The sequence below is a fragment of the Mesorhizobium sp. M0800 genome (assembly GCF_040320095.1).
Lineage (GTDB): Bacteria > Pseudomonadota > Alphaproteobacteria > Rhizobiales > Rhizobiaceae > Mesorhizobium.
The window spans coordinates 1-23230 of record NZ_JAMYOZ010000002.1 but is presented as its reverse complement, the minus strand read 5'-3'; the positions used below and the strand labels follow the sequence as shown (position 1 = coordinate 23230).

The 23230-nt window shown below is 63.8% G+C and carries 24 protein-coding genes and 1 pseudogene; 18 read left to right on the top strand and 7 right to left on the bottom strand.

From position 1 onward, the window contains the following. Window positions 1-126 precede the first annotated feature (126 nt). The 11 genes from phnG to phnE (NKI18_RS02495) all read left to right on the top strand — a co-directional run bounded on the left by phnG (window position 127) and on the right by phnE (NKI18_RS02495) (window position 10125). Window positions 127-588 (top strand): phosphonate C-P lyase system protein PhnG, encoded by a 462-nt coding sequence (gene phnG, locus NKI18_RS02545; protein WP_023675204.1) that lies wholly within the window; start codon window positions 127-129, stop codon window positions 586-588. Further along, the gene (gene phnH, locus NKI18_RS02540) at window positions 588-1199 is read left to right on the top strand and encodes a phosphonate C-P lyase system protein PhnH (RefSeq protein ID WP_352616572.1); all 612 of its coding nucleotides are present in this window, start codon (window positions 588-590) and stop codon (window positions 1197-1199) included. Before phnG ends, phnH begins: the two co-directional genes overlap by 1 nt. A gap of 1 nt (window position 1200) precedes the next feature. After that, on the top strand, window positions 1201-2313 hold the full coding sequence (locus tag NKI18_RS02535; RefSeq protein ID WP_352698451.1) for a carbon-phosphorus lyase complex subunit: 1113 nt from the start codon (window positions 1201-1203) through the stop codon (window positions 2311-2313). After that, window positions 2310-3221, top strand: coding sequence for an alpha-D-ribose 1-methylphosphonate 5-phosphate C-P-lyase PhnJ (locus tag NKI18_RS02530; RefSeq protein WP_353018770.1), 912 nt, complete (start codon window positions 2310-2312; stop codon window positions 3219-3221). The genes NKI18_RS02535 and NKI18_RS02530 overlap by 4 nt, the downstream gene beginning before the upstream one ends. Beyond that, entirely contained in the window at window positions 3218-3994 is a 777-nt protein-coding gene (gene phnK, locus NKI18_RS02525; RefSeq protein ID WP_140536281.1) for a phosphonate C-P lyase system protein PhnK, read from the top strand. Before NKI18_RS02530 ends, phnK begins: the two co-directional genes overlap by 4 nt. 226 nt (window positions 3995-4220) lie before the next feature. Beyond that, window positions 4221-4928 (top strand): phosphonate C-P lyase system protein PhnL, encoded by a 708-nt coding sequence (gene phnL / locus NKI18_RS02520; RefSeq protein ID WP_352539450.1) that lies wholly within the window; start codon window positions 4221-4223, stop codon window positions 4926-4928. Beyond that, window positions 4925-5542, top strand: a complete 618-nt coding sequence (locus NKI18_RS02515) for a DapH/DapD/GlmU-related protein (RefSeq protein ID WP_352616582.1) — start codon at window positions 4925-4927, stop codon at window positions 5540-5542. The genes phnL and NKI18_RS02515 overlap by 4 nt, the downstream gene beginning before the upstream one ends. Window positions 5543-5819: 277 nt before the next feature. Then, the gene (gene phnC / locus NKI18_RS02510) at window positions 5820-6668 is read left to right on the top strand and encodes a phosphonate ABC transporter ATP-binding protein (protein WP_352616585.1); all 849 of its coding nucleotides are present in this window, start codon (window positions 5820-5822) and stop codon (window positions 6666-6668) included. Window positions 6669-6758: 90 nt separating this feature from the next. After that, window positions 6759-7667: a phosphonate ABC transporter substrate-binding protein gene (phnD, locus tag NKI18_RS02505; protein ID WP_352616588.1), complete on the top strand. Its 909-nt coding sequence runs from the start codon at window positions 6759-6761 to the stop codon at window positions 7665-7667. A 66-nt stretch (window positions 7668-7733) separates the two neighbouring features. After that, on the top strand, window positions 7734-8690 hold the full coding sequence (gene phnE / locus NKI18_RS02500) for a phosphonate ABC transporter, permease protein PhnE (protein WP_352616590.1): 957 nt from the start codon (window positions 7734-7736) through the stop codon (window positions 8688-8690). A 67-nt stretch (window positions 8691-8757) separates the two neighbouring features. Further along, a complete protein-coding gene (phnE, locus tag NKI18_RS02495; RefSeq protein WP_352616593.1) occupies window positions 8758-10125 on the top strand; it encodes a phosphonate ABC transporter, permease protein PhnE in 1368 nt (455 codons plus the stop codon). A gap of 25 nt (window positions 10126-10150) precedes the next feature. Here the strand turns inward: phnE (NKI18_RS02495) and NKI18_RS02490 are convergent, their stop codons facing one another. The 3 genes from NKI18_RS02490 to NKI18_RS02480 form a co-directional block, all read right to left on the bottom strand. Next, on the bottom strand, window positions 10151-11002 hold the full coding sequence (locus NKI18_RS02490) for a sugar phosphate isomerase/epimerase family protein (protein WP_352456817.1): 852 nt from the start codon (window positions 11000-11002) through the stop codon (window positions 10151-10153). 225 nt (window positions 11003-11227) lie between these two features. Then, complete coding sequence (locus NKI18_RS02485) at window positions 11228-12415, bottom strand: Gfo/Idh/MocA family protein (protein ID WP_352616596.1); 1188 nt, start codon at window positions 12413-12415, stop codon at window positions 11228-11230. Between the two features lie 149 nt (window positions 12416-12564). Beyond that, on the bottom strand, window positions 12565-13620 hold the full coding sequence (locus tag NKI18_RS02480) for a sugar phosphate isomerase/epimerase family protein (RefSeq protein ID WP_352616599.1): 1056 nt from the start codon (window positions 13618-13620) through the stop codon (window positions 12565-12567). Window positions 13621-14013: 393 nt separating this feature from the next. Between NKI18_RS02480 and NKI18_RS02475 the strand changes: the two genes are divergently transcribed. Genes NKI18_RS02475 through NKI18_RS02455 form a run of 5 tightly spaced genes read left to right on the top strand, consistent with a single transcriptional unit; the run spans window position 14014 to window position 18251 of the window. After that, complete coding sequence (locus NKI18_RS02475; RefSeq protein ID WP_023675190.1) at window positions 14014-14901, top strand: sugar phosphate isomerase/epimerase family protein; 888 nt, start codon at window positions 14014-14016, stop codon at window positions 14899-14901. Window positions 14902-14955: 54 nt separating this feature from the next. Continuing rightward, complete coding sequence (locus tag NKI18_RS02470) at window positions 14956-16125, top strand: mandelate racemase/muconate lactonizing enzyme family protein (RefSeq protein ID WP_023675189.1); 1170 nt, start codon at window positions 14956-14958, stop codon at window positions 16123-16125. Window position 16126: 1 nt separating this feature from the next. Further along, window positions 16127-16843, top strand: a complete 717-nt coding sequence (locus NKI18_RS02465) for a FadR/GntR family transcriptional regulator (protein WP_292661187.1) — start codon at window positions 16127-16129, stop codon at window positions 16841-16843. A 1-nt stretch (window position 16844) separates the two neighbouring features. Continuing rightward, on the top strand, window positions 16845-17825 hold the full coding sequence (locus NKI18_RS02460) for a hydroxyacid dehydrogenase (RefSeq protein WP_352448395.1): 981 nt from the start codon (window positions 16845-16847) through the stop codon (window positions 17823-17825). Between the two features lie 42 nt (window positions 17826-17867). Next, window positions 17868-18251, top strand: a complete 384-nt coding sequence (locus NKI18_RS02455; protein ID WP_352616604.1) for a DUF6748 domain-containing protein — start codon at window positions 17868-17870, stop codon at window positions 18249-18251. Window positions 18252-18265: 14 nt separating this feature from the next. Here the strand turns inward: NKI18_RS02455 and NKI18_RS02450 are convergent, their stop codons facing one another. Further along, on the bottom strand, window positions 18266-19561 hold the full coding sequence (locus NKI18_RS02450; RefSeq protein WP_352616607.1) for an amidase: 1296 nt from the start codon (window positions 19559-19561) through the stop codon (window positions 18266-18268). Between the two features lie 120 nt (window positions 19562-19681). Here NKI18_RS02450 and NKI18_RS02445 point away from each other — a divergent pair, with 120 nt between their 5' ends. Further along, entirely contained in the window at window positions 19682-20029 is a 348-nt protein-coding gene (locus tag NKI18_RS02445; protein WP_023675184.1) for a GFA family protein, read from the top strand. Here the strand turns inward: NKI18_RS02445 and NKI18_RS02440 are convergent. After that, window positions 20026-21249: an MFS transporter gene (locus NKI18_RS02440; protein WP_352616611.1), complete on the bottom strand. Its 1224-nt coding sequence runs from the start codon at window positions 21247-21249 to the stop codon at window positions 20026-20028. The two genes, NKI18_RS02445 and NKI18_RS02440, sit on opposite strands and share 4 nt — an antisense overlap. A 91-nt stretch (window positions 21250-21340) precedes the next feature. On the opposite strand from NKI18_RS02440, the gene NKI18_RS02435 reads away from it, so the two are divergent. Then, complete coding sequence (locus NKI18_RS02435; protein WP_352616614.1) at window positions 21341-22321, top strand: AraC family transcriptional regulator; 981 nt, start codon at window positions 21341-21343, stop codon at window positions 22319-22321. Between the two features lie 12 nt (window positions 22322-22333). On the opposite strand, the gene NKI18_RS02430 is transcribed toward NKI18_RS02435, so the two are convergent. Together NKI18_RS02430 and NKI18_RS02425 are read right to left on the bottom strand one after the other, a co-directional pair. Then, window positions 22334-22615 carry a hypothetical protein gene (locus tag NKI18_RS02430; protein ID WP_352616617.1) on the bottom strand — a complete coding sequence of 94 codons (282 nt, stop codon included), beginning with the start codon at window positions 22613-22615 and terminating at the stop codon, window positions 22334-22336. A gap of 247 nt (window positions 22616-22862) precedes the next feature. Further along, window positions 22863-23138, bottom strand: a pseudogene (locus tag NKI18_RS02425) (TOBE domain-containing protein); the annotation flags it as partial. Window positions 23139-23230: the final 92 nt, after the last annotated feature.

Below are 23230 nucleotides of genomic sequence, written 5' to 3'. Positions count from 1 at the left end.
CAATTCCATGCGCCGATCTTTTGGCCCGTGTCACGTGCCCGTCATGGACACGCGCTAGATAATGGATATAATTTGTATAGTTGTCTATATCAATAGACAAAATGAACGCAGACGAGGAGCACCGCCATGCGAGGACGGGAAGCGCGAGAGCAGGCCGAGCGCAAGGCCGTGATGGCGACGCTGGCGCAATCGGCCGGCGACGACATCGTCCGCCTCTGGGACGAAGCCGGCCTGCCTTGCGAAGCGGAACTTCTGCGTGGCCCCGAAACCGGCCTGGTTACGGTACGCGGCCGCATCGGCGGCGGCGGCGCGCCCTTCAATGTCGGCGAGGCGACGGTCACCCGTGCCACGGTGCGGCTTGCGTCCGGCCATGTCGGCCACTGCTACGCGCTCGGCCGCGACAAGCAGAAGGCAAGGCTGGCTGCAATCGCCGATGCGCTGTGGCAGGACCCTGCCCACCGCAATGAGGTCGAGATCAGGATCGTTGCGCCCTTGCAGGCGGCACTGGCCAAGGCGCGTGAACAGCGCCGCGCCGAGACGGCGGCGACCAAGGTCGATTTCTTCACCATGGTGCGCGGAGAAGACTGATGGATATCGCCACTCAATCCATTGAAGGCGGCTTCGCCGATCCGGTATTCAATGCCCAGACCGTATTCCGTGCCGTGATGGACGCGATGGCGCGGCCAGGCAGCGTGCAGCCGCTGCCGGCCCTCGCCCACCCCCCGGTGCCGCTATCGGCCACCGCCGGCGCCGTTGCGCTGGCGCTGTGCGACAACGACACGCCGCTCTGGCTCGACCCGGCTTTGCAGGGGTCGGCGGCGGTGAAATCCTGGCTTGGCTTCCATACCGGCGCGCCGCTGGCCAACACCCCGGCCGACGCGCATTTCGCGCTGATCGCCACGCCGGCCGAGATGATGGCGCTCGACGGGTTTTCGCAAGGCACCCAGGATTATCCCGATCGCTCCACGACGCTGATCCTCGAGGTCGGCGATCTCGTCTCCGGCGCTGCGCTGCTGCTCGAAGGCCCGGGCATCGAGAAGACGGCGACGATCGCGCCGGCGCAAATGCCGCGCCATTTCGTCGAGCAATGGAAGCAGAACAACCAGCGTTTTCCGCGTGGCGTCGATATCATCCTCGCCACGTTCGACGCAATTGCCTGCCTGCCGCGCACGACGCGCATCAAGATGATGGAGGCGTAGCATGTATGTTGCGGTAAAGGGTGGCGAGACGGCCATTCGCAATGCTCACAAACTGCTCGCCGACCGCCGGCGCGGCGACCGTTCGGTGCCCGCACTTCGTCTAGACCAGATCGTCGAGCAGCTGGCGCTCGGCGTCGACCGGGTGATGAGCGAAGGTTCGCTCTACGACAGGGAACTGGCGGCATTGGCGATCGTCCAGGCGCGCGGCGACATGATCGAGGCGATCTTCCTGGTTCGCGCCTATCGCACCACGCTGCCGCGTTTCGGCTACACCAGGGCGATCGACACCGGCACGATGCTGGTCGAGCGGCGGGTGTCGGCGACCTACAAGGATCTGCCCGGCGGCCAGCTGCTCGGCCCGACTTTCGACTACACCCACCGGCTGCTCGATCCCGAACTTGCTGCCGGCGGCGATGTCGCCGAGCCGGAACAGCGTGCAGGCGAAGCGGAGGCGATGCCGCGCGTCTCGGCCATCCTCGCCCGCGAAGGCCTGATCGAGCCCGACGGCGACATGCCCGGCGATCATGTCCCCGGCGACATCACCCGTGAGCCGCTCGAATTCCCGATGGCGCGTGACATCCGCCTGCAGGCGCTGTCGCGCGGCGACGAGGGGTTTCTGCTGGCGCTCGGCTATTCCACCCAGCGCGGCTACGCGCGCAACCATCCCTTCGTCGGCGAGGTTCGCATCGGCGAGGTCGAACTGGAACTGGACGTGCCGGAACTGCCCTTTGCCGTGCCGCTCGGCAGCATCCGCGTCACCGAATGCCAGATGGTCAACCAGTTCAAGGGCTCGGCCAAGGCGCCGCCGCAATTCACCCGCGGCTACGGCCTCGTCTTCGGCCAGAGCGAGCGCAAGGCGATGGCCATGGCACTATGCGACCGCGCGCTGCGCGCCTCGGAGTTGGGTGAGGATGTCATCGCCGCCGCGCAGGACGAGGAGTTCGTCATCTCGCATTCCGACAATGTCCAGGCGACCGGCTTCGTCGAGCATCTGAAGCTGCCGCATTATGTCGACTTCCAGGCCGAGCTCGACCTCGTGCGCCGCATGCGCACCGAGCACGACGCCCGCGAAAATGCCGGCAAGGGCGAAGAGAAAAGGCAGGCAGCGGAATGAGTGCACAACCAGCGGACATCGCCACCTACAACTTCGCCTATCTTGACGAACAGACCAAGCGGATGATCCGTCGGGCGATCCTCAAGGGCATCGCCATTCCTGGCTATCAGGTGCCGTTCGCCTCGCGCGAAATGCCGATGCCCTATGGTTGGGGCACCGGCGGCGTCCAGGTCACCGCTTCGATCATTGGCCCGGACGATGTGCTCAAGGTCATTGACCAGGGCGCCGACGGCACCACCAATGCCGTCTCGATCCGCGCCTTCTTCAAGAAGGTCGCCAATGTCGCGGTCACCACCGAGACGGCGAAGGCGACCATCATCCAGACGCGCCACCGAATCCCTGAATATCCGCTGAGTACCGGTCAGGTGCTGGTCTACCAGGTGCCCATCCCCGAGCCGCTGCGCTTCCTCGAGCCGCGGGAAACGGAGACGCGCAAAATGCATGCGCTGGAGGAATACGGCCTTATGCATGTGAAGCTCTACGAGGACATCGCCAGGCACGGCCGCATCGCCACCACCTACGCCTACCCGGTCAAGGTTGAGGGCCGCTATGTGATGGATCCCTCGCCGACGCCGAAATTCGACAATCCGAAGATGCACCGTTCGCCGGCTTTGCAATTGTTCGGCGCCGGCCGCGAAAAGCGCATCTACGCGCTGCCGCCCTTCACCGATGTGGTCAGCCTCGATTTCGAGGACCATCCGTTCGAGGTGCAGACCTTCGACCAGCCCTGCGCGCTGTGCGCGGCCGAGAACGTCTATCTCGACGAGGTCATCCTCGACGACCATGGCGGCCACATGTTCGTCTGCTCCGATACCGATCATTGCGAGAAGCGGCGCGCTGACGGCCACCGCGGCCATCTCGCGCTCGAGACCCATCTTGCCCCAGGAAAAACGGAGCCGGCGCAATGACCGACGAACCGCTGCTGCGCGTTTCGGCGCTGTCCAAATTCTACGGCTCGCGCGTCGGCTGCGAGAACGTCACTTTTGACCTCTGGCCGGGCGAAGTGCTGGCGGTGGTCGGCGAATCCGGTTCCGGCAAGACGACTTTGCTCAACTGCCTGTCAACTCGACTGCTGCCCAGCTCCGGCACCGCCAGCTACCGGATGCGCGACGGCCAGTTTCGCGAACTCTACCGCATGAGCGAGGCCGAGCGCCGCTTCCTGATGCGCACCGATTGGGGTTTTGTCCATCAGAACCCGGCCGACGGGCTGCGCATGACGGTGTCGGCCGGCGCCAATGTCGGCGAGCGGCTGATGGCGGTCGGCGACCGTCACTATGGCAGGATCCGCGCAACGGCGGTCGACTGGTTGTCTCGTGTCGAGATCGACGAAGACCGCATCGACGACGAGCCGCGCGCCTTCTCCGGAGGCATGCGCCAGCGCCTGCAGATCGCCCGCAACCTCGTCACCGGGCCGCGGCTGGTGTTCATGGACGAGCCAACCGGCGGCCTCGACGTCTCGGTGCAGGCGCGCCTGCTCGATCTGTTGCGCGGCCTGGTCACCGATCTCGGCCTGGCCGCCATCGTCGTCACCCACGATCTCGCCGTGGCGCGGCTGTTGTCGCAGCGCATGATGGTGATGAAGGACGGCCGCGTCGTCGAAAGCGGCCTCACCGACCGCGTCCTCGACGATCCGCGCGCGCCTTATACCCAGTTGCTTGTCTCCTCGATTCTGCAGGTGTGACGATGATTGCTCCGGCGTACCCCCCTCTGGCCTGCCGGCCATCTCCCCCTCAAGGGGGGAGATTGGATGTCGTCACCGCCTACGCCAATCATCGACGCTGCAAAGCGGATGGGACATCGAAGTTGCCGATCTCCCCCCTTGAGGGGGAGATCGCCGGCAGGCCAGAGGGGGGTGCTCAGGCGAAGACATTGCGGGCCGGCGAAGCGCCGAACGGGAGAACCCTCTGATGGCAACCCCGCTCGTTGTCTCCGATGTCGCGAAGAGCTTCACCATGCATCTGCGCGACGGCATCAAACTGCCGGTGGTCGCCGGTGTCTCGTTCGCGATCAGGGCCGGCGAATGCGCCGTGCTCGGCGGCCCGTCCGGCGCCGGCAAGAGCTCGATCCTGAAAATGCTCTACGGAAATTATGCCGCCGATGAAGGCCAGATCATCGTCCAGCACGAGGGCGGGCTCATCGATCTCGCCTCGGCCAGCCCGCGCACCGTGCTTGCCGTGCGCCGGCTTACCATCGGCTATGTCAGCCAGTTCCTGCGCACCGTGCCGCGTGTCTCTGCGCTCGATGTCGTGGCCGAACCGCTGGTCGAGCGCGGCGAGGAGCGCGAGGTCGCGCACGGCAAGGCACGTGCCTTGCTGGCGCAGCTCAACCTGCCGGAAAAGCTCTGGGCGCTGCCGCCGGCGACGTTCTCCGGCGGTGAACAGCAGCGCGTCAACATCGCGCGCGGCTTCATCACCGAGCACCCGATCCTGCTGCTCGACGAGCCGACCGCTTCGCTCGACGCCAGGAACCGCGATGTGGTGATTTCCCTGATCGCCGCCAAGAAGGCGGCGGGCGTCGCTTTGCTCGGCATCTTCCACGACCACGACGTGCGCGAGGCGGTGGCCGACCGCATCATCGACGTGACCGCCTTCGCCGCCGGAAAAATTGCCGCATGACCAGGAAACTGTCGGAGGCGCCGGTGATCCACGAGACGGCGGAAGTAGAGAACTCAACGCTTGGCCGCTGGACCGAGATCGCCGAGCGCTGCCGGGTTTCCGAAAGCACGCTCGGCGACTATTCCTACATGATGCAGGACTGCGGCGTCTGGTGCGTGACGATCGGCAAATTCGCCAACATCGCCGCCAGCGTGCGCATCAACGCCACCAACCACCCGACCTGGCGGCCGACGCTGCACCACTTCACCTATCGCGCCTCGGACTACTGGGACGACGCCGAGCACGAGAGCGAATTCTTTGCCCAGCGCCGCGCCAAACGCGTCTCTATCGGCCACGACACCTGGCTTGGCCACGGCTCGACCATCCTGCCCGGCGTCACCGTCGGCGATGGTGCAGCAGTCGGCGCCGGCGCGGTGGTGTCGAAGGACGTCGCGCCCTACACCGTCGTCGCCGGCGTACCGGCCAAGCCGATCCGCGAACGCTTCGACCGCCGCACCGCGGAGCGCTACCAGGCGCTCGCCTGGTGGGACTGGGACCATGCAAGGCTGCGCGCCGCGCTCGACGATTTTCGGGAATTGTCGGCGGAGGCGTTTCTGGAGAAATATGGCGGCTAAGGGATCGTGGACGGTGAATGGTGAATAGTGAATGGCGGGACGGATAGGTTTCGAGGCTTAGGGAAGCCTCTCTTGCCACCATTCACTATTCACTATTCACTATTCACTATTCACCATTCACCATTCACCATTCGAGCTTCTCGCGCCGAGTTGATCCCGCCCCGCTCCAGGCTGTGGGCAGTAACAAAACTGACATCGTTCCGACACTGCAGGTTCATGCGGCTGCGCTAGCCAGGGTAAACAGACCTTCAATTGCGATTGGACTGGAGCCTGCACCATGTCAGCTACGCTCGAAATCCGCGGCGTCACCCGCCGGTTCGGCAAGAACACCGCCGTCAGCAATGTTCACATCGCGATTCCGCAAGGCCAGATGGTCGGCATCATTGGCCGCTCCGGCGCCGGCAAATCGACGCTGCTGCGCATGATTAACCGCCTCATCGAGCCCAGCCAGGGATCCATCCTGTTCAACGGCGTCGAGGTCTCCGGGTTGCGCGGCTCGCCGCTCCGGCGCTGGCAGCGCGACTGCGCCATGATCTTCCAGCAGTTCAATCTCGTGCCGCGCCTCGATGTGCTTACCAATGTGCTGCTCGGCCGGCTCAACCACCGCTCGACGCTGTCCAACCTGTTTGGCATGTTCTCCCGCGGTGAATGCGCGGAAGCGGTTGCAGCCCTCGAGCGCCTCGACATCGCCCGCACCGCCCTGCAGCCGGCCGGCACGCTTTCCGGCGGCCAGCAGCAGCGCGTTGCGATTGCGCGCGCCATGATGCAGCAGCCGAAGGTGTTGCTGGCGGATGAGCCGATTGCCTCGCTCGATCCGCTCAACGCCAAGGTGGTGATGGATTCGCTGCAGGACATCAATTTGCGCGAGGGCATCACCGTCATCACAAATCTGCATACGCTGGATACGGCCCGCACCTACTGCAACCGCATCATCGGCATGGCCGCCGGCAAGGTTGTCTTCGACGGCCCGCCCGAAGCCCTCAACCGCGAGGCCGTGCGCATGGTCTACGGCGCCGACAGCAATGGCGGCGAAATCTCCGAGGCCATCACCTCCACCAGTGTCGCCATCAAACAGAAAATCGCTGCATCCGCCGGACCGCTCGAGCCCGCATTCCCGGGATATTGAGAACGGCCTGATCGCCCGCCCGCGTCAAAGGCACCTGTCAAAAAATTCGAACGCTACCGGCGCGAGGCCGGGACCAACAGGAGAGAGATAATGTTCAGGAAGATGGTTTTTGGTGCCGTTTCATTGCTCGCCATCGCGGCAAGCGCCGCTCACGCCCAGGATATCAAGGAATTCCGCATCGGCATCCTTGGCGGTGAAAACGAAGCGGACCGGCTGCGCAACTTTCAGTGCCTCGCCGATCACCTGAAGTCCGAATTCGGCTTCGAGAAGGTCTCGCTGTTCCCGGCCGCCGACTATGACGGCGTTATCCAGGGCCTGCTCGGCGGCACGCTCGATTTCGCAGAGCTTGGCGCGTCGGGCTATGCCAGCGTCTACCTCAAGGATCCGAACGCCGTGACCCCGATCCTCACCACCCAGCAGACCGACGGCGCGACCGGCTATTATTCGATCGGCCTTGCGCTGAAGTCGTCCGGCATCACCGACATCAAGTCGGCCAAGGGCAAGAAGCTCGGCTATGCCGACCCGGATTCGACCTCCGGCTACCTGATCCCGCTGACCCAGATCCCGAAGGACACCGGCGCTTCGAACGAAACCTTCTTCGCCTCGACCCAGTTCAATGGCGGCCACGAGAACAACCTTCTAGCGGTTCGCGACGGCAAGGTCGATGTTGCGGTTGACGATTCCTCGGGCATCGGCGACTTCAAGAACGGCTACACCTCCGGCACCTTCCACAAGGAAGTCGCCAAGGGCGCCGTGGACCCCAACGATTTCGTCGAAGTCTGGCGCTCCGGCTTGATCCCGAACGGACCGCTGGTCGTGCGCACCGCACTCGGCGGCGGTATGAGCGCCAAGCTCGCCAACTTCTTCACCAGCCTGCCGGCCAAGGACAAGCCTTGCTTCGAGGCCGTCGAAGGCGGCGATTTCACCGGCTATGTTCCGGTGAAGCCGGACTTCTACAGCGTCATCGTCGAAGCCCGCAAAGCCGCGATCGGCGGCTGACGACAATTGCGGAAAGGGCGGCGTCCTCCAGCGCCGCCCTTTTTGCGTGTCCGCTCGTGACCCCGTATGACCTTCGCCGCTACAATTCGTTCAGACGCGGTCCGGCAGGCAGCAGACGCCTGGCGACGCCAGACGTCCTTGCGCCGGTTCTACACGGCGATCGGCATCGGCTCACTGCTTGTCGCCATATGCACAGCCATGTGGTTCGCCGACGAGGCCAATGCCGGACATTTCTTCGATCGGCTGCCGCACATACTGGATTTCCTTGGTTGGCTTGTTCCCAAGGACTGGAACGACGTCTGGCGGGCGCTGTTCGACATCGCATCGCCGCACGACAAGGGCAGCCAAGAGTTCAACTTCCCGCTTGGCCGCGTCTATCTCTGGGGCGGCTTTTATCTACCCGAATATTTCGAGCTGATGCTCACCACGCTTAACGTGGCGCTGGTTTCCACTTTCATCGGCTTTGTCTTTGCGGTGCCCTTTTCCTTCATCGCCGCGCGCAACTTGACGCCCAGTCCGGTGCTCAGGCTCGTCGTCAAGCGCTTCATGGAACTGCTTCGCGCCTTCCCCGAGATCGTCATTGCCGGCCTGTTCGCAGCCATCCTCTCGACCGGCCCGGTCGCAGCCATCATCGCCATCGGCCTGCATTCCATCGGCGCCCTCGGCAAGCTCTTCTACGAGATCAACGAAAACATCGACATGCGTGCCGAAGAAGGCCTGCGCGCGGTCGGCGCCAACTGGTTCGAGCGCGTGCGCTTTGCCGGCCTGCCGCAAGTGCTGCCCAATTTCATGTCCTACACGCTGCTCAGGATCGAGATCAATGTGCGTATCTCGACCATTATCGGCGCGGTCGGCGGTGGCGGCATCGGCGAGGAACTGAAGCTCTCCATCTCGCGCGGCTTCGGCGCCAAGACGCTGGCATTGGTGCTGCTGCTGTTCACGACGATCTTCCTCGTCGACCAGTTTTCCGCCTGGCTACGCCGCAAGCTCGTCGGCGAGCAGGCATTCATGATGGGTGCCTGACCATGATCCCAAAAAGTGGATTCCGGTTTTTGGAAAAGATCATGGCAAATCAACAAGAAGACTGCCCATGGCCGCAATGACCGCCGATGAGATGCGGTCGATCGAGGACCGCTTTCCCCAAGTGTTCCGGCGGCCCTTGTACAAACGCTTTGGCCCGCTCGTGCTGTTCGCCGGCATCCTGCTCTACCTCGTCTATGCCTTGTGGTTCTTCAGCCTGCCGCAAGTGCTGAGGGAATCGCACTGGGAGCGCCTGCCGCTCTTCCTGACGCAATGGATCAGCTACGATCTGCAGCCGGAATTCCGTCTCGACCAGCCTCAGATCACACCCAGATACCCGCGTTTTTCGGCGCTCGGCGAAGACCCGCATCCCGATTGGGTCATCACCAACGCCAACGGCTCCTACTCCATCCTGATCGACGGCCGGGCCAAATCGGTCACCTTCGACAAGACCGAGGCGACGCTGGTCGCCAATGGCCAGACGGTGCCGGTGTCCTTGGCCAGCGGCAAACCGGTAACATCCGGCCCGGTGCCGGAGTGGATCACCGCGCATGACGATGAGATCGTCGCCAGGATGGGCTTTGCCGGCGAGGTCCGTATAACCGTCGATCGCGTCAAGGTCCGCAAGCGCTTCCTCGGCTGGGCGAATTTCGTCTTCGACACACGCTCGCCCTTCTTCGGCAAGTCGCCCGGCGAGGTGGTCTCGTTGCTGGTGTCCGGCCCCCAGCTCAAGCCGGGCACATCAAACATTGCGCTGGCCGCCGATAATATCTGGAACAACGCCCAATGGCAGCATGGCGACGTCTGGACGAAGCTGTTCCAGACCATCGTCATGGCGTTTCTCGGCACCTTGCTCGGCGGCATCGTTGCCTTCCCGCTCGCCTTCTTCGCCGCCCGCAACATCACCCCGAGCGGCCTGCTTAGCCAGGTGCTAAAGCGGTTCTTCGATTTCATGCGTTCGGTCGACATGCTGATCTGGGCGCTGTTCTTCACCCGCGCCTTCGGCCCGGGGCCGCTTGCCGGCAGCGCCGCGATTTTCTTCACCGAGATCGGCACGCTCGGCAAAGTCTATTCGGAAGGCCTCGAGAACATCGACGACAAGCCACGCGAGGGCATCCAGTCGACCGGCGCCAACGGCTTGCTGGTGCAGCGCTATGGCGTGCTGCCGGAAGTGATCCCGGTCTTCATCAGCCAGACACTCTATCAGTGGGAATCCAACACCAGGGGCGCGACGATCATCGGCGCCGTCGGTGCCGGTGGCATCGGCCTGAAGCTCTGGGAGGCCATGCGCACCAATTCCAACTGGGCCAATGTCTTCTACATGGTGCTCTTGGTCCTGCTCGTCGTTTTCATCTTCGACAACATTTCCAATTTCCTGCGCCGCCGCTTGAGCAGGACGATCCACGACTACAACCGGATCCAGGCCGGCCAGGGCTGACGGGGGGCGTTGCGCAGGCGTGCGGTTAGGGCGCCTTCCTCCATCCATTCCTGATATGCCTGTAGCCGTCGCGGTAAACAGCTTCCGGGCCCTCGGAAAAGTCGCGCCACACCTTGGTGGCCGCGGCCAGATCCTTCAGCGAACGCCCGAACGCCTCGATCGTCAGCCAATCGTCGTAGCCGCTCTTGCGAATGGCGGAGAAAGTCTCCTTCCAGGGGACGTGGCCGCGGCCCGGCACGCCGCGATCGTTCTCCGAAATATGGATATGGACGATGTTCTTGCGGTTGCGCGTATAGGCGCCGATCGGGTCGGCCTCTTCGATGTTGGCATGGAACGTGTCGTACATCGCCTTGATGTGCGGCCGGTCGATCGCGTCGATATGCGCCGACAGATCGTCCATCGTGTTGAGCAGATAGCATTCGAAGCGGTTGAGCGCCTCCAGCCCGATGGTGACACCCTTGTTGCCGGCATGGTCACCGATGGCGCGCTGCGAAGCGATCGAACGTTTTTTCTCAGCCGCCGTCGGCCCGCTGCCGGAGAAGGCCCCGAGTGTCGAATGCAGCGGGCCGCTCAACGTGTTCGCGCCAAGCGCCTGAGCACAGTCGATCGCCGATTTCATGTAGTCGATACCGGCCTTGCGCGTCGAGGCGTCGGCCGAGATCAGGTTCATCGCCGGATCGCCCATCGCCGAGACGGCGGTACGTTGCAGCCCGATGCGGTCGAGCAGCTCACCGAGCTTCTTGTAGTCGTCCGGCGTGCCGGAGAAGACCGGTATCTCGACGCCGTCGAAGCCGGTCGCCTTGATATCCCTCAACAACGGCTCGTGTTTTTTCGTGACACTGGTCGTCCACAACAACATGCACATGCCGATTTTCATCGACGCCCTCCCCTTTGACGGCCGGGCTTGCTCCTCCGGCGACTTCGCCACAAGCCCCCCGTCCGGCCACTTCGCGGCCATCTTCTCCCCAGCTGGGGAGAAGATGCAGACGCCAACGCAGGCGATCTCCTCTCCCCTCGGGGAGAGATCGGAATGCCCCGAATTGCCCTTGCAATTCGGCTGGCATCCGGGTGAGGGGGACTTCCCGTTAACCGGACGCAGTGATTAAAGTTTCGTCCACGCTCCATTCTTCTTCGCCGATTTCACGCAGGCCTCGATGAAGGCCATGCCTTCGACGCCGTCTTGCACAGTTGGGAAAACGACATCCTTAGCCGGCTTGCCGCCCTTCCGGCGCGCCGCACGAATGGCCCGCGCGGCTTCCTGGTAGATGTTGGCGAAACCTTCGAGATAGCCTTCCGGATGGCCTGGCGGAACGCGGCTGACGCGCCCGGCGACGGGCAACGCTCCCGCGCCGTTTCGGGTGATCAACTGCTTCGGCTGGCCGAACGGCGTGTACCAGAGATAGTTCGGATCGGCCTGCACCCATTCGAGCCCGCCCTTCGAGCCGTAGATGCGCAATTTCAGGCCGTTCTCGTGGCCGGGCGCCACCTGGCTTGCCCAGATCATGCCCTTGGCGGGGTGCGATCCGCCGACCGGCTTGAAGCGCAGCAGCACATTGATGTTGTCGTCGAGCAGCCGCCCCGGTACGAACGCATCGAGATCGGCCGACAACGAATCGAGCTCCAGCCCGGAGACGAAACGGGCGAGGTTGTAGGCGTGCGTGCCGATATCGCCCAGCGCACCGCCGGCACCGGCCTGCTTGGGGTCTGAGCGCCACGCAGCCTGCTTCTGGCCGGTGGCGGCCAGATCTTCGGTCAGCCAGTCCTGCGGATATTCCGACTGCACGATGCGGATATCGCCGAGCTGTCCTTTGGCCACCATCTCGCGTGCCTGCCGCACCATCGGATAGGCGGTGTAGTTATGCGTCAGCACAAACACCTTGCCGGTCTTTTCGACCAGCGCCGCCAGCTTCTTTGCCTCGGCCAGCGTCGTCGCCAGCGGCTTGTCGCAGATGACGTGGATGCCGGCCTCGAGAAAAGCCTTGGCGGCCGGCACGTGCACATTGTTCGGCGTGACGATGGCCACCACCTCGATGCCATCCGGCCGATTGGCCTCGGCCTTGGCCATCTCGGCATAGGAGCCGTAGCTGCGTGCCGGATCGAGCCCAAGCTCGGCCGCCGAGGCCTTGGCGCGCTCCGGATTCGACGACAAGGCGCCGGCAACCAGCACGAACTCGTTATCAATGCGCGCCGCGATGCGGTGCACCGCGCCGATAAAGGCGCCTTGTCCGCCGCCAACCATGCCGTAGCGGATCGGACCGCCTCCCGTTTCCGTCTTCGATGCGCCAACCATGATTTTCTCCCTCGTTATCTGAGATACCCCTCCCCCTTGAGGGGAGGGTCGACGCGCAGCGCGGGGTGGGGTCGCCGGGCATGAAGCTCGGCATGGACCGACCCCACCCGGCCCTCCGGGCCACCCTCCCCTCGGGAGGGATATCTGTGCTAGATCCCCATCATGCCGCGCAGCACCTTTTTGTCGGTCGTGCCGCCGGCGAAATCGTCGAATGCTTTTTCCGTCACCCTGATGATATGGTGCTGGATGAAGGGGGCACCTTCGGCAGCACCATCCTCCGGGTGCTTGAGGCAGCATTCCCATTCCAGCACCGCCCATGAATCGTAATTGTATTGGGTGAGCTTGGAGAAGATGCCGCCGAAATCCACCTGCCCGTCGCCGAGCGAGCGGAAACGCCCGGCGCGGTTGGTCCAGCTCTGGTAGCCGGAATAGACGCCTTGCCGCCCGGTCGGATTGAATTCGGCGTCCTTGACGTGGAATGCCTTGATCCGCTCGTGGTAGATGTCGATGAATTCGAGATAATCGAGCTGCTGCAGCAGGAAGTGCGACGGGTCGTAGTTGATGTTGCAGCGCTTATGGCCGCCGACCGCATCGAGGAACATCTCGAATGTCGCGCCGTCGAACACGTCCTCGCCCGGATGGATTTCGTAGCCGACATCGACGCCGTTCTCGTCATAGACGTCGAGGATCGGCTTCCAGCGCTTGCCCAACTCAGCAAATGCTTCCTCGATCAGTCCCGCCGGCCGCTGCGGCCATGGGTAGAGGTATGGGAAGGCCAACGCGCCGCAAAACGACACCGACGCCTTGAGCCCGAGATTCTTCGACGCCTTGGCGGCGAACTTCATCTGTTCGACCGCCCATTGCTGCCTGGCTTTTGGATTGTTGTGCACCGCAGCCGGCGCAAAGCCGTCGAACTGCGCGTCATAGGCGGGATGCACCGCCACCAGTTGCCCCTGCAGATGCGTCGACAGTTCGGTGATTTCGACGCCGGCATCGGCGCAGATGCCCTTCACCTCGTCGCAATAGGCCTTGGAGGAGGCTGCCTTCTCGAGATCGAACAGTCGAGCGTCCCATGTCGGGATCTGCACGCCCTTGTAGCCCAGACCAGCCGCCCATTTGGTGATCGAGCCCAGCGAATTGAACGGCGCGGCGTCGCCCGCAAACTGCGCCAAGAACAGACCAGGCCCCTTCATCGTCGTCGGCATCGGCATCTCCCTATGTTTCACGACCAAGCATAGCGCCGATTGAAAACAGGGCCAGCGTCTTTGGTCTCTTTGCACAGCGCGCTCAGCGCTGCTATTCTGGTATTACCAAATGCCGAAATCTGGTCAAGCCATTTGACGCGCTGCGACGGTCCTGCAACCATGCCGAGTTAGGCCACATGTTTAAGTGTAATCAATAGCATAGACAGGAGCCAACGCTTGATGGCAGCAGTTCTTGCCGTCCAGATGAAATTACTGTAGACCTCCCATCAGGCCCAATTGGTCGAACCAGTTTGCCAAGAAATGCTGGGACGCCTTGGGGAGGAATCATGCGGCACGCTTCGGCAGAGTGCGCCGCAGGCGAACTGGTACAGGCGATTCTGGGAAGGATAGACCATGCATCTTTCGACGCACAATTGGATGCGGGCGGAGCCGCTGGAAACGACGCTCAAGCGCATCAAGAAATTCGGCTACGAGTCGATCGAGATCTCCGGCGAACCCGAACAGTACAAGCCCAAGGAGACGCGCGCACTGTTGAACGAGTACGGCATTCGCTGCTGGGGAGCGGTGACGCTGATGCTGGGCGAGCGCAATCTCGCCGCCAAGGACCAGGGCCAGCGCGAGCGCTCGGTGCAGTATGTCAAGGACGTGCTGACCATGGTCAGCGAACTTGATGGCGAGATCATCACGCTGGTTCCGGCCACCGTCGGCAAGGTGGTGCCGGACGGCACCGAGGAAGAGGAGTGGAAATGGGTGGTCGACGCCACCCGGGAATGCTTCACCCACGCCAAGAAGGTCGGCGTCAAGATCGCGGTCGAGCCGCTCAACCGCTTCGAGACCTATCTGTTCAACCGCGGCGCCCAGGCACTGGCGCTGGCCGATGCGGTCAGTCCCGAATGCGGCGTCTGCCTCGACGCCTACCACATCCACATGGAAGAATTTAACGTCTACGACGCCATCCGGCAGGTCGGCAAGCGCCTGTACGACTTCCATGTCGCCGACAACAACCGCTTCGCCGCCGGCCTCGGGCAGATCGACTGGCCGAAGATCGTCGGCACGCTGAAGGAGATCGGCTATGACGGCGCGCTGACCAATGAATTCGTCGCCCCCGTCGACCGCACGCCGGCTGCCCCCTATCCCGACATGGTCGAACGCAACCCCGTCGACATCTCGCCGGAGCAGCTGAAATTCATTCAGGACCACGGCTCCAGCGTGCTCACGGAGAAATTCTACACCGACCAGATGCGCATCAACGCGGAAACGCTGCTGCCGCTGATCAAGTAGCCGACCCGTTTGGAAAAGCCCTTCCGCCTCACCGCGGCCGGGCCGAGGATGAACATGCGCATCAAGACGGTCCAAGCCTGGTGGGTCCGCATACCGATCGAAGCCGCGAAGCAGCACCGCAGCGACTTCGGTCAGGTGGCGACGTTCGACGCCGCCATCCTGCGCATCGAGACCGACGACGGGCTGGTCGGCTGGGGCGAGGGCAAGAATGCCGCCGGCAGCGCCGGCAGCTACGGCGCCCTTGTCCATTTGCTGAACTACGAGGTCGGCCCGCAGCTGGTCGGCCGCGACCCGGCTGACATCGGCGTCATATGGGAAATGCTCTATAATGGCACGCGCCACGACAGCGCCGCTCGCGCCGGCCACGCCATGCCGCAATTGGCGCGACGCGGCATGAGCATCGCCGCTATCAGCGCCGTCGACATCGCATTGTGGGACATTCTTGGCAAATCGCTCGGCGTTCCGGTCTGGCGGCTGCTCGGCGGCCGCAAGCTGGACCGCATGCCGGCCTATGCTTCCGGCGGCTGGGCCACTGCGGAAGCCATCGGCGACCAGCTGCAGTCCTACATCACCAAGGGCGGTTTCAAGGCGCTGAAGATGCGCGTCGGCGCCATGGACGGCGCCCCACATATCTCGGCCGCTCGCGTCCGTGCCGCCAGACAGGCGCTCGGTCCCGATATCGACCTGATGGTCGACGCGCACGGCACCTACACGGTGGCCGAAGCCAAGCGCTTTATCCATCTCGCCGGCGACCTCGATCTCGCCTGGTTCGAGGAGCCGGTGATTGCCGACGACAAGCCCGGCATGGCCGAGGTGCGCGCCTGCGGTTCGATCCCGATCGCCACCGGCGAAAGCGAGGCGACGCGCTATGCCTTCCGCGACCTCGCCGTGCTCAAATCCGCCGATATCTTCCAGCCGGATCCGGCCTTTTGCGGTGGCATCAGCGAGGCGATGAAGATCGGCACCATCGCCAGCGCCTTCAATCTGCGCTTTGCGCCGCATCTTTGGGCCGGCGCGCCCTGCTTCTTTGCCGGGCTGCATGTCTGCGCTGCTTCACCGGCGAGCTTCACCGTCGAATATTCGCTCGGCGCCAACCCGATGATCCACGATCTGATCGAAGAGACTGTCGAAGCAAAGGACGGTATGGTAGCGATCCCTGATAGACCCGGGCTGGGATTCACCATTTCGGAGCGGTTCCTGGAGGCGCACGCGCAACACGGCTGACATGAAAGAAAAGAACCTTCTCGCGGAACTCGCCGCCTATCTGTTCTCCCATTCGGACAAGGAGACGGGCCGCACGCCGTCGGAGCGCGAACTGGCAGAGCATTTCAGCGTCAGCCGCGGCCAGATCCGCGAGGCGCTGGCCATTCTCGAGGCCATGCGCATCGTCGAGCGACGGGCGAAATCCGGCATCTACATCGATACGAAGCAGGCGAGCGTCGAGGCGATGGCGCTGTTCGCCCGCGCCGGCCTGCCGCTCGATCCCGTCCAGATCTACGAGACGGTCGAGTTGCGCAAGATCCACGAGATCAAGGCCGCCGAACTTGCCTGTTCACGCGCCACCGAGGAGAATTTCGAGCGGCTGCGCGAGATCCTGAAGGCCTCCGAGGATCGCATCGCCGCCGGTGAAGGGCTTGCCCGGGAAGACCGCGAGTTCCACCTCGAGATCGTGCGGGCGACCAAGAACAGCGTCTTCCACAATATCTGCAGCGTCTACTACATGATGGGTGAGCTGCGCCTGCCGATCTATTTCAACGATCCCGAACGCAGCGTGCGCTCCCATGCCGAGCATATCCAGATCTACGAGGCGCTGCTGCGCCGCGACGGCAATCTCGCCCAGGCGCTGATGAGCGCCCACCTGCAAGGCGCGGAAAGCTACTGGAAGGGGCTGATCGAGGGGCGTGGGGCGGAACCGGAAAGCCCTGCGCTCGAAAAGGCCTGAAATGCCCAAGATCCTGTCAACACACAGACTGCACCCTCGTGCCGCTTCCATGCTGACCGGGGCCGGCGAACTCGTCGTTGCTTCCGCCCTCGATGCGGCCACGCTGGCCGCCGAGGCGAGGAACGCCGATGTCATCATCGTTCGCGCTCCCTTGCCTGCGGCGCTTTTCGAAGGCGCGAAGAAGCTCAGGGCCGCGATCCGCCACGGCGCCGGGCTGGACATGGTACCGATGGAAGCGGCCAATGCGGCCGGCGTGCTGGTGGCGAATGTGCCGGGGGTGAACGCGCGATCTGTCGCCGAATATGTGATGTTCGCGGCGCTGGCGCTGCTTAGGCGCTTCCGTGTGTTGGACCGCGACTTGCGTGCGAAGGGCTGGCTGGCGGGCCGCGAACACACGGTGGTGGCCAGCGAGCTAGCGGGCAAGACGATCGGCATTGTCGGCCTCGGCGCGATCGGTCAGGCGGTTGGCCACATCGCCGCCCATGGGTTCGATCTGAATGTGGTGGCGACGACGCGCAGCATGCGGCCGGCGCCGGACAGGGTCGGCTTCCTGTCGATCGATGCACTCATCGAGCAGAGCGACATCATCGTTCTGTGCTGCCCGCTGACGCCCGAAACACGGGGGCTGATCAGCCGCGAGCGCATTGAGCGGATGAAGCCGGATGCGCTGCTGATCAATGTTTCGCGCGGGCCGGTGATCGATGACGACGCGCTGATCGAGGCCTTGCAGAAGGGCCGGATCGGCGGCGCTGCGCTCGACGTTTTTGCTACACAACCGCTACCGCCCAACCATCCTTATTTCGGCTTCGACAACGTCATCGTCACCCCGCACATGGCTGGGATTACCGAGCAGTCGATGATGCGCATGGGCGTCGGCGCGGCTGGCGAAGCCTTGCTGGTGCTGGCCAACAGATTGCCGGTCAATCTGCGCAACCCCGAAGTGGTCGAGCACTACCGGCGGCGGTTCCCTGCCGATTTCTGAAAGCGCCCCAATTTTCCCGAATTCGCCGGCGATGGTGCCGGCATGGCAAGCGTCACAAAATTCCTACTGACCGCCGGCTTCTGCGTGGCGACGGCGCAAGCCTTCGCCAACGGACAGGGTAGCTACGTGTTCTGCGACAACGGCATACGCTGCGTGGCGGCACCCTGTCCATCGAACAGCGCACTCGACCTCGCTGCTGGGAAGCTCATCAAAGGCGTTTCAATCGACATCGATCGCCTGCCGCAGCAAGACAAGGCGCTCGATCTTTCAGACAAGCTCTATGCCGGCAAGGTCATTGTTGTCGGCTCGATCGAGAACCGCACCCGGACCTTCAACGGCAAGCGGTACACCCTGCCTTGGCTGGTCGCCACCAGCATCGAACGCGCCGCCAAGGACAGCGAACGCGGCCACTGCTCGTCGCGCTGACACGCGCTATCCGATCAATTTGCAAGCAGCCCCTCCACGCCCGCTGCGATGCGCAGCAGGTGGTCGTCATGGCCATTGCGCGCCACCAGCATCAGCCCGGCAGGACGCGTCATTCCCGGCATCGGCAGCGAGATGGCTGATAGATCGAACTGGTTGGCGACCTGCGTGTTGCGCAGCAGAAGGCCTTCCGTCCTGTTGCACAGCGCCTCGTCGCTGGTCATCGACACGATTGTCGGCGCCGTCACCGGTGTGGTCGGCAGGGCCAGCACGTCGACCGACGCCAGCCGGTCATCCATCGCGGCGGCCAGCGCCGTGCGGCGGCGCATTGCCCTGATATAGACCGTGGCCGGAATGGCGGCGGCGCGCGACAATGGCCCGCTTACCCGCGGGTCGACCGGCCTCGTCGCTCCCGTCGCCAGCCAGTCGGCATGGATCTCCGCCCCTTCCATCGCCGCGATCGACGCGCGTTGGGTTGCCACGCGCAGATCGGCAAGCAGGTCGTCGATCGACAGCTCCACAAGCCGTGCGCCGCTAAGCTCTATCTTGCGCAGACACCGGTCGAACGTCGTCGCGACCTCTTCCTGCGTATCATCGAACAGCACGCCGCGCGCAATACCGATGCGCAGGCCGTCCAGCGGCAGCGGCAACAGTGCCGCCAGGTTTTCGCCCGACATCACTGCATCGGCCGCCGCACATTCGGCGACGGTGCGGGCCAGCGGACCGATCGAGTCCAGCGTGGCTGACAGCGGAAACGCACCCGCAAGCGGCACGCGCCGCGCAGTCGGCTTGAAACCGACGACGCCATTCAGCGATGCCGGAATGCGCACCGAACCACCGGTATCGGAACCGATGGAGATTTCGCTGGTGCCTTCGCCCACCGAAACGCCGGCGCCTGAGGAGGAGCCGCCCGGAATACGGCTGGCATCGCTAGCATTGCCGGGCGTGCCATAATGTGGATTGACGCCGATCGCAGTAAAGGCGAACTCGGTCATGTTGGTCTTGCCGAGGATGATTGCACCGGCCTGGCGCAACTGTTGCACGACAATGGCATCCCGCAGCGCCGGCGCTGCGTTGGCGAGCAGCAGAGAGCCGGCCGTGGTCGGCTCGCCGGCGACATCGAACAGATCCTTGATCGAGACGATCGCCCCATCGAGCGGCCCGAGCGTGACGCCGATTTTTCGCCGCGCATCGGCGGCGTCCGCCGCCGCCCGTGCGGCTTCCGGGTAGAGCTTTACGAAAACCCTCTCATCGTCGACGCGAGCGGCAAGAGGCGAAAGAATTGCTTCGAGGTGATCGCGGGCTGATTGCATTTTTCGGTGTCGGACTCCGCGCGCTTGCAACGTCTTAAGGTAGCAGCCAGAAACTGGCCGCAGGAGACATAGCCCGGCACGGTCGGATTTGCACCTCTCGAACCGAAGGAGGAAGGCCCGATGCTCTACCAAGGCAGCTGCCACTGCGGCAAGGTCGCGTTCGAGGTCGAAGGCGAGCTGACCGGAGCCGTTCGATGCAATTGCTCGATCTGCTCGCGCAAGGGTGCACTGTTATGGGCAGTTCCGCATGAGAGCATGCGGGTGCTTGCCTGGGGCGATGATCTCGGCCGCTACAGCTTCGGCAACCATGTCATCGCCCACCGCTTCTGCCGCAGCTGCGGCATTCACCCCTTCGCCGAGGATGTCGGCGAAGGGAGCGGGCGAAGTGCCTATATCAATATTAATTGCATCGAGGCGTTGGACGTCGCCGCCGTGCCGGTCTTCGACTTCGACGGCCGTTCCGTTTAGGCCTTGGGGTCGTCGATCGGCTTGGGGCCAAGGAAGAACGCCGCCAGTGCCGCAAGCAACGTCGCCGCCGCGCAATAGGCGAAGGCGGTGGCAACGCCGGTATTGTCGACCAGCAGGCCGCCGAAGACGGCGCCCAACGCGATGGCGACCTGGAACGTCATAACCATGAGCCCACCGGCGCTTTCCGCCTGATCGGGGGCGGCCCGCACCAGCCAGGTCTGCAGCCCGACTGGGACGGCGCCGAAGGCAAAGCCCCAGCTGGCCACTGCTATTGCAGCCACGACGGGTGAACCTCCGACCACCAGCAGCAGGAGCGCCGAAAACGCGATCAGCAGGGGCGCCAGGCTGACGGCTGCCTTGAGGCTGCGTTCGGCAATGAAGCCGCCGGCAAAATTGCCGAAGAAGCCACCAATGCCGTAGGCGAGCAGCACAAGCGAGATCGTCTCGATGTCCAGCGCGGGCACCTTCTCGAGAAACGGGCGGACATAGGTGAAGCCGGCAAAATGTCCCGAGGCGACCAGCAGCACCACCAGCAGTGCCACCCTGATCATCGGCCGCTTCATCACCTCCAGCAGCGTGCGAAAACCTGCCGTACCTGCTGGCGGCAGCTTCGGAATGGTAGCCACCTGCACCAGCAGCGCCAGCGCACCGACCACGGCGGCGATCATGAACGCCGTCCGCCAGCCCCAGATGTCGCCGACATAGGCGCCGACCGGAGCCGCGCAGACCGTCGCCACCGAAACGCCGGTGAGAATGATCGACATGGCGCGCGGCATCAGCCGCATCGGAACGAGCCGCATCGCCATGGCTGCCGACATCGACCAGAAGCCGCCAAGACTGATCCCGAGCATGATGCGGGCAATCAGAAGAACGGGAAGCGAGGACGCAAACGCGGCCACCAGGTTTGACAGCACAAGCAGCACCGTCAGCGCCCACATGACCAGCCTGCGGTCCAGCCGCTTGGTGACAATGGCCATTGTCGGCGCGGCAATCGCGCCAATGACGGCGGTGGCCGTTACCGCCTGCCCGGCGGCGCCTTCGGTAATGCCGAGATCCTGCGCAAGCGGCGTCAGCAGGCTGGCAGGCAGAAACTCCGCGGTCACCAGGCCGAAGACTCCGAGCGCCAGGGAGACCACCGCCCCCCATGCGGGCTCGGATCGTTCGCCGGTTTCCGATGGGTCGAGAACGGCGTCCATGACGCCTATCGCGGGTTCGGTCATGAGGGATCTCCGATCTGGTTGCAGCGCAGCATCTGGCTGCAGTGCAACATAGGGAGTGACTGTCTGGAGTTTCCATGCTAGAAACACCATTATGTTTGACCGTTCGTCCAAAATTCCAATCACCGGCGATCCGCTGACAGACATATTGCGCGGATTGCGCCTCGAAGGCGTCGATTACGGCCGTTGCGAGATGAAGGAACCCTGGGGCATCCATTTTCCGGCTCAGGCGGCGGCACGGTTTCATTTCATCGGCCGCAAAGGCTGCTGGTTGCTGCAGCCGTCCGGCGAATGGGTGGAACTGAAGGCGGGCGACGCGGTATTGTTGCCGCGCGGCTCAGCCCACACGCTGGCAAGTGAGCCGGGCACCGAGGCGGCGCCGATCCACGGCTATGAGGTCGAGGAAATCTGCAAGAATGTCTATTGCATGTCGAATGACGGCGTGCCCGGCTGCCGTCCGGGGACCTTGCTGTTTTTCGGCAGCATGTATTTCAATCTCGATGGCTTGCACCCCTTGCTCGGCATGATGCCGGACGTGATGCGCGCGCATGAGTTGGAAGCCTATGAGCCAGGCATCCCGCATTTGCTGGAGGCGATGGCTCGCGAGGTGACGATGGAGCGCGTCGGCTCCGGCGGCATCCTGGCGCGGCTGGCCGATGTGCTCGCCGCGACCGTCATCCGCTCATGGGTCGAGCGCGGCTGCGGCGACTCTTCCGGATGGATCGCGGCGGTGAGGGACCGCGAGATCGGCCGGGTGCTGGCCGCGATCCATCTGGAACCGAACCGCGACTGGACGGTGGAGGCTCTGGCGAAGATGATGGGTGCCTCGCGATCAGGTTTCGCCGAGCGCTTCGCAACCATTGTCGGCGAAACACCGGCAAAGTACGTCACGCAGGTGCGGATGCACCAGGCGAGGCAATGGCTGGTCCGCGACCGGCTCAAGATTTCCGTCGTCGCGGCGCGCCTCGGCTACGAATCCGACGCCTCCTTCAGCCGCGCCTTCAAACGGGTCATCGGGTCGCCGCCCAGCCATTTCCGGGCCGAGGAACAGGCGGAGATCCGCCAGGCCGGCTAAACGTTGGCCGGCTTATTGCTCGGTGATGCAGGCCGAGCCGGCGCTGCTCTTGCAATATTTGCCGGAGGCCCCGCACCTGCCATCCGAGACTTCCACCACGGTGCCGCTCAACAACAGCTTGCAGTCGCTGGTGGACAGATTGACCGTGCCGTTGAGATCCTTGATCTTCTTGGCGTCGACCTTCGCGCCGGCGACAACTTTCTTGGCTGCCTGCGCCTCGCCCAGATGCGCCGCCGACAATCCCATACCGGCGACGAGTAGGATCGTCGCAAAACCGCGAAATAGATTTCCCATAGCCAACCCTCCGTTTTTGGGCCTCCAAATTGGGTTTGCAAAGCCCGTTTGGGACCAAAGAATCAGCCTATTCGACAAATCGGAGCATCCGCATCCCCCGTATGGGGGATGACGGGAAGACTAGAGCATTTTGCAGCCAAGGGAATCACTCGACGTCGCACAAATGCGGCTAAAACACATGGATAGAGCGGGATGCACGGTTCACCTTGAACGCATCCCGCTCTAGCTGCAGCAAAGAGGCTTGTACTTAGCCGGCGTGACGCAGGCTTATTCCGCTGCCCTTGTCGAACAGCACCACCTTGTCCGGGTTCCAGGCAAAGCGCACCGGCTGCTCTATCTTGACGTCGGTCCTGGCCGGCACGGTGGCGCGCAGCATGGCGTCACCGACCCGCAGCGTCAGGATCTTCTCGACGCCATGGTTCTCGACGTCATGGACCCGCGCCTCGACCGGCGCGCCGGTCTCGAGATAGACGTCCTCGGGACGAATACCGAAGACGAGCGGGCGACCGTCGGTCGCCGCGCCCGTCTTTAGCCCCCACGCAGTCGGGGGGGGGGGGGGGGGGGGGGGGGGGGGGGGGGGGGGGGGGGGGGGGGGGGGGGGGGGGGGGGGGGGGG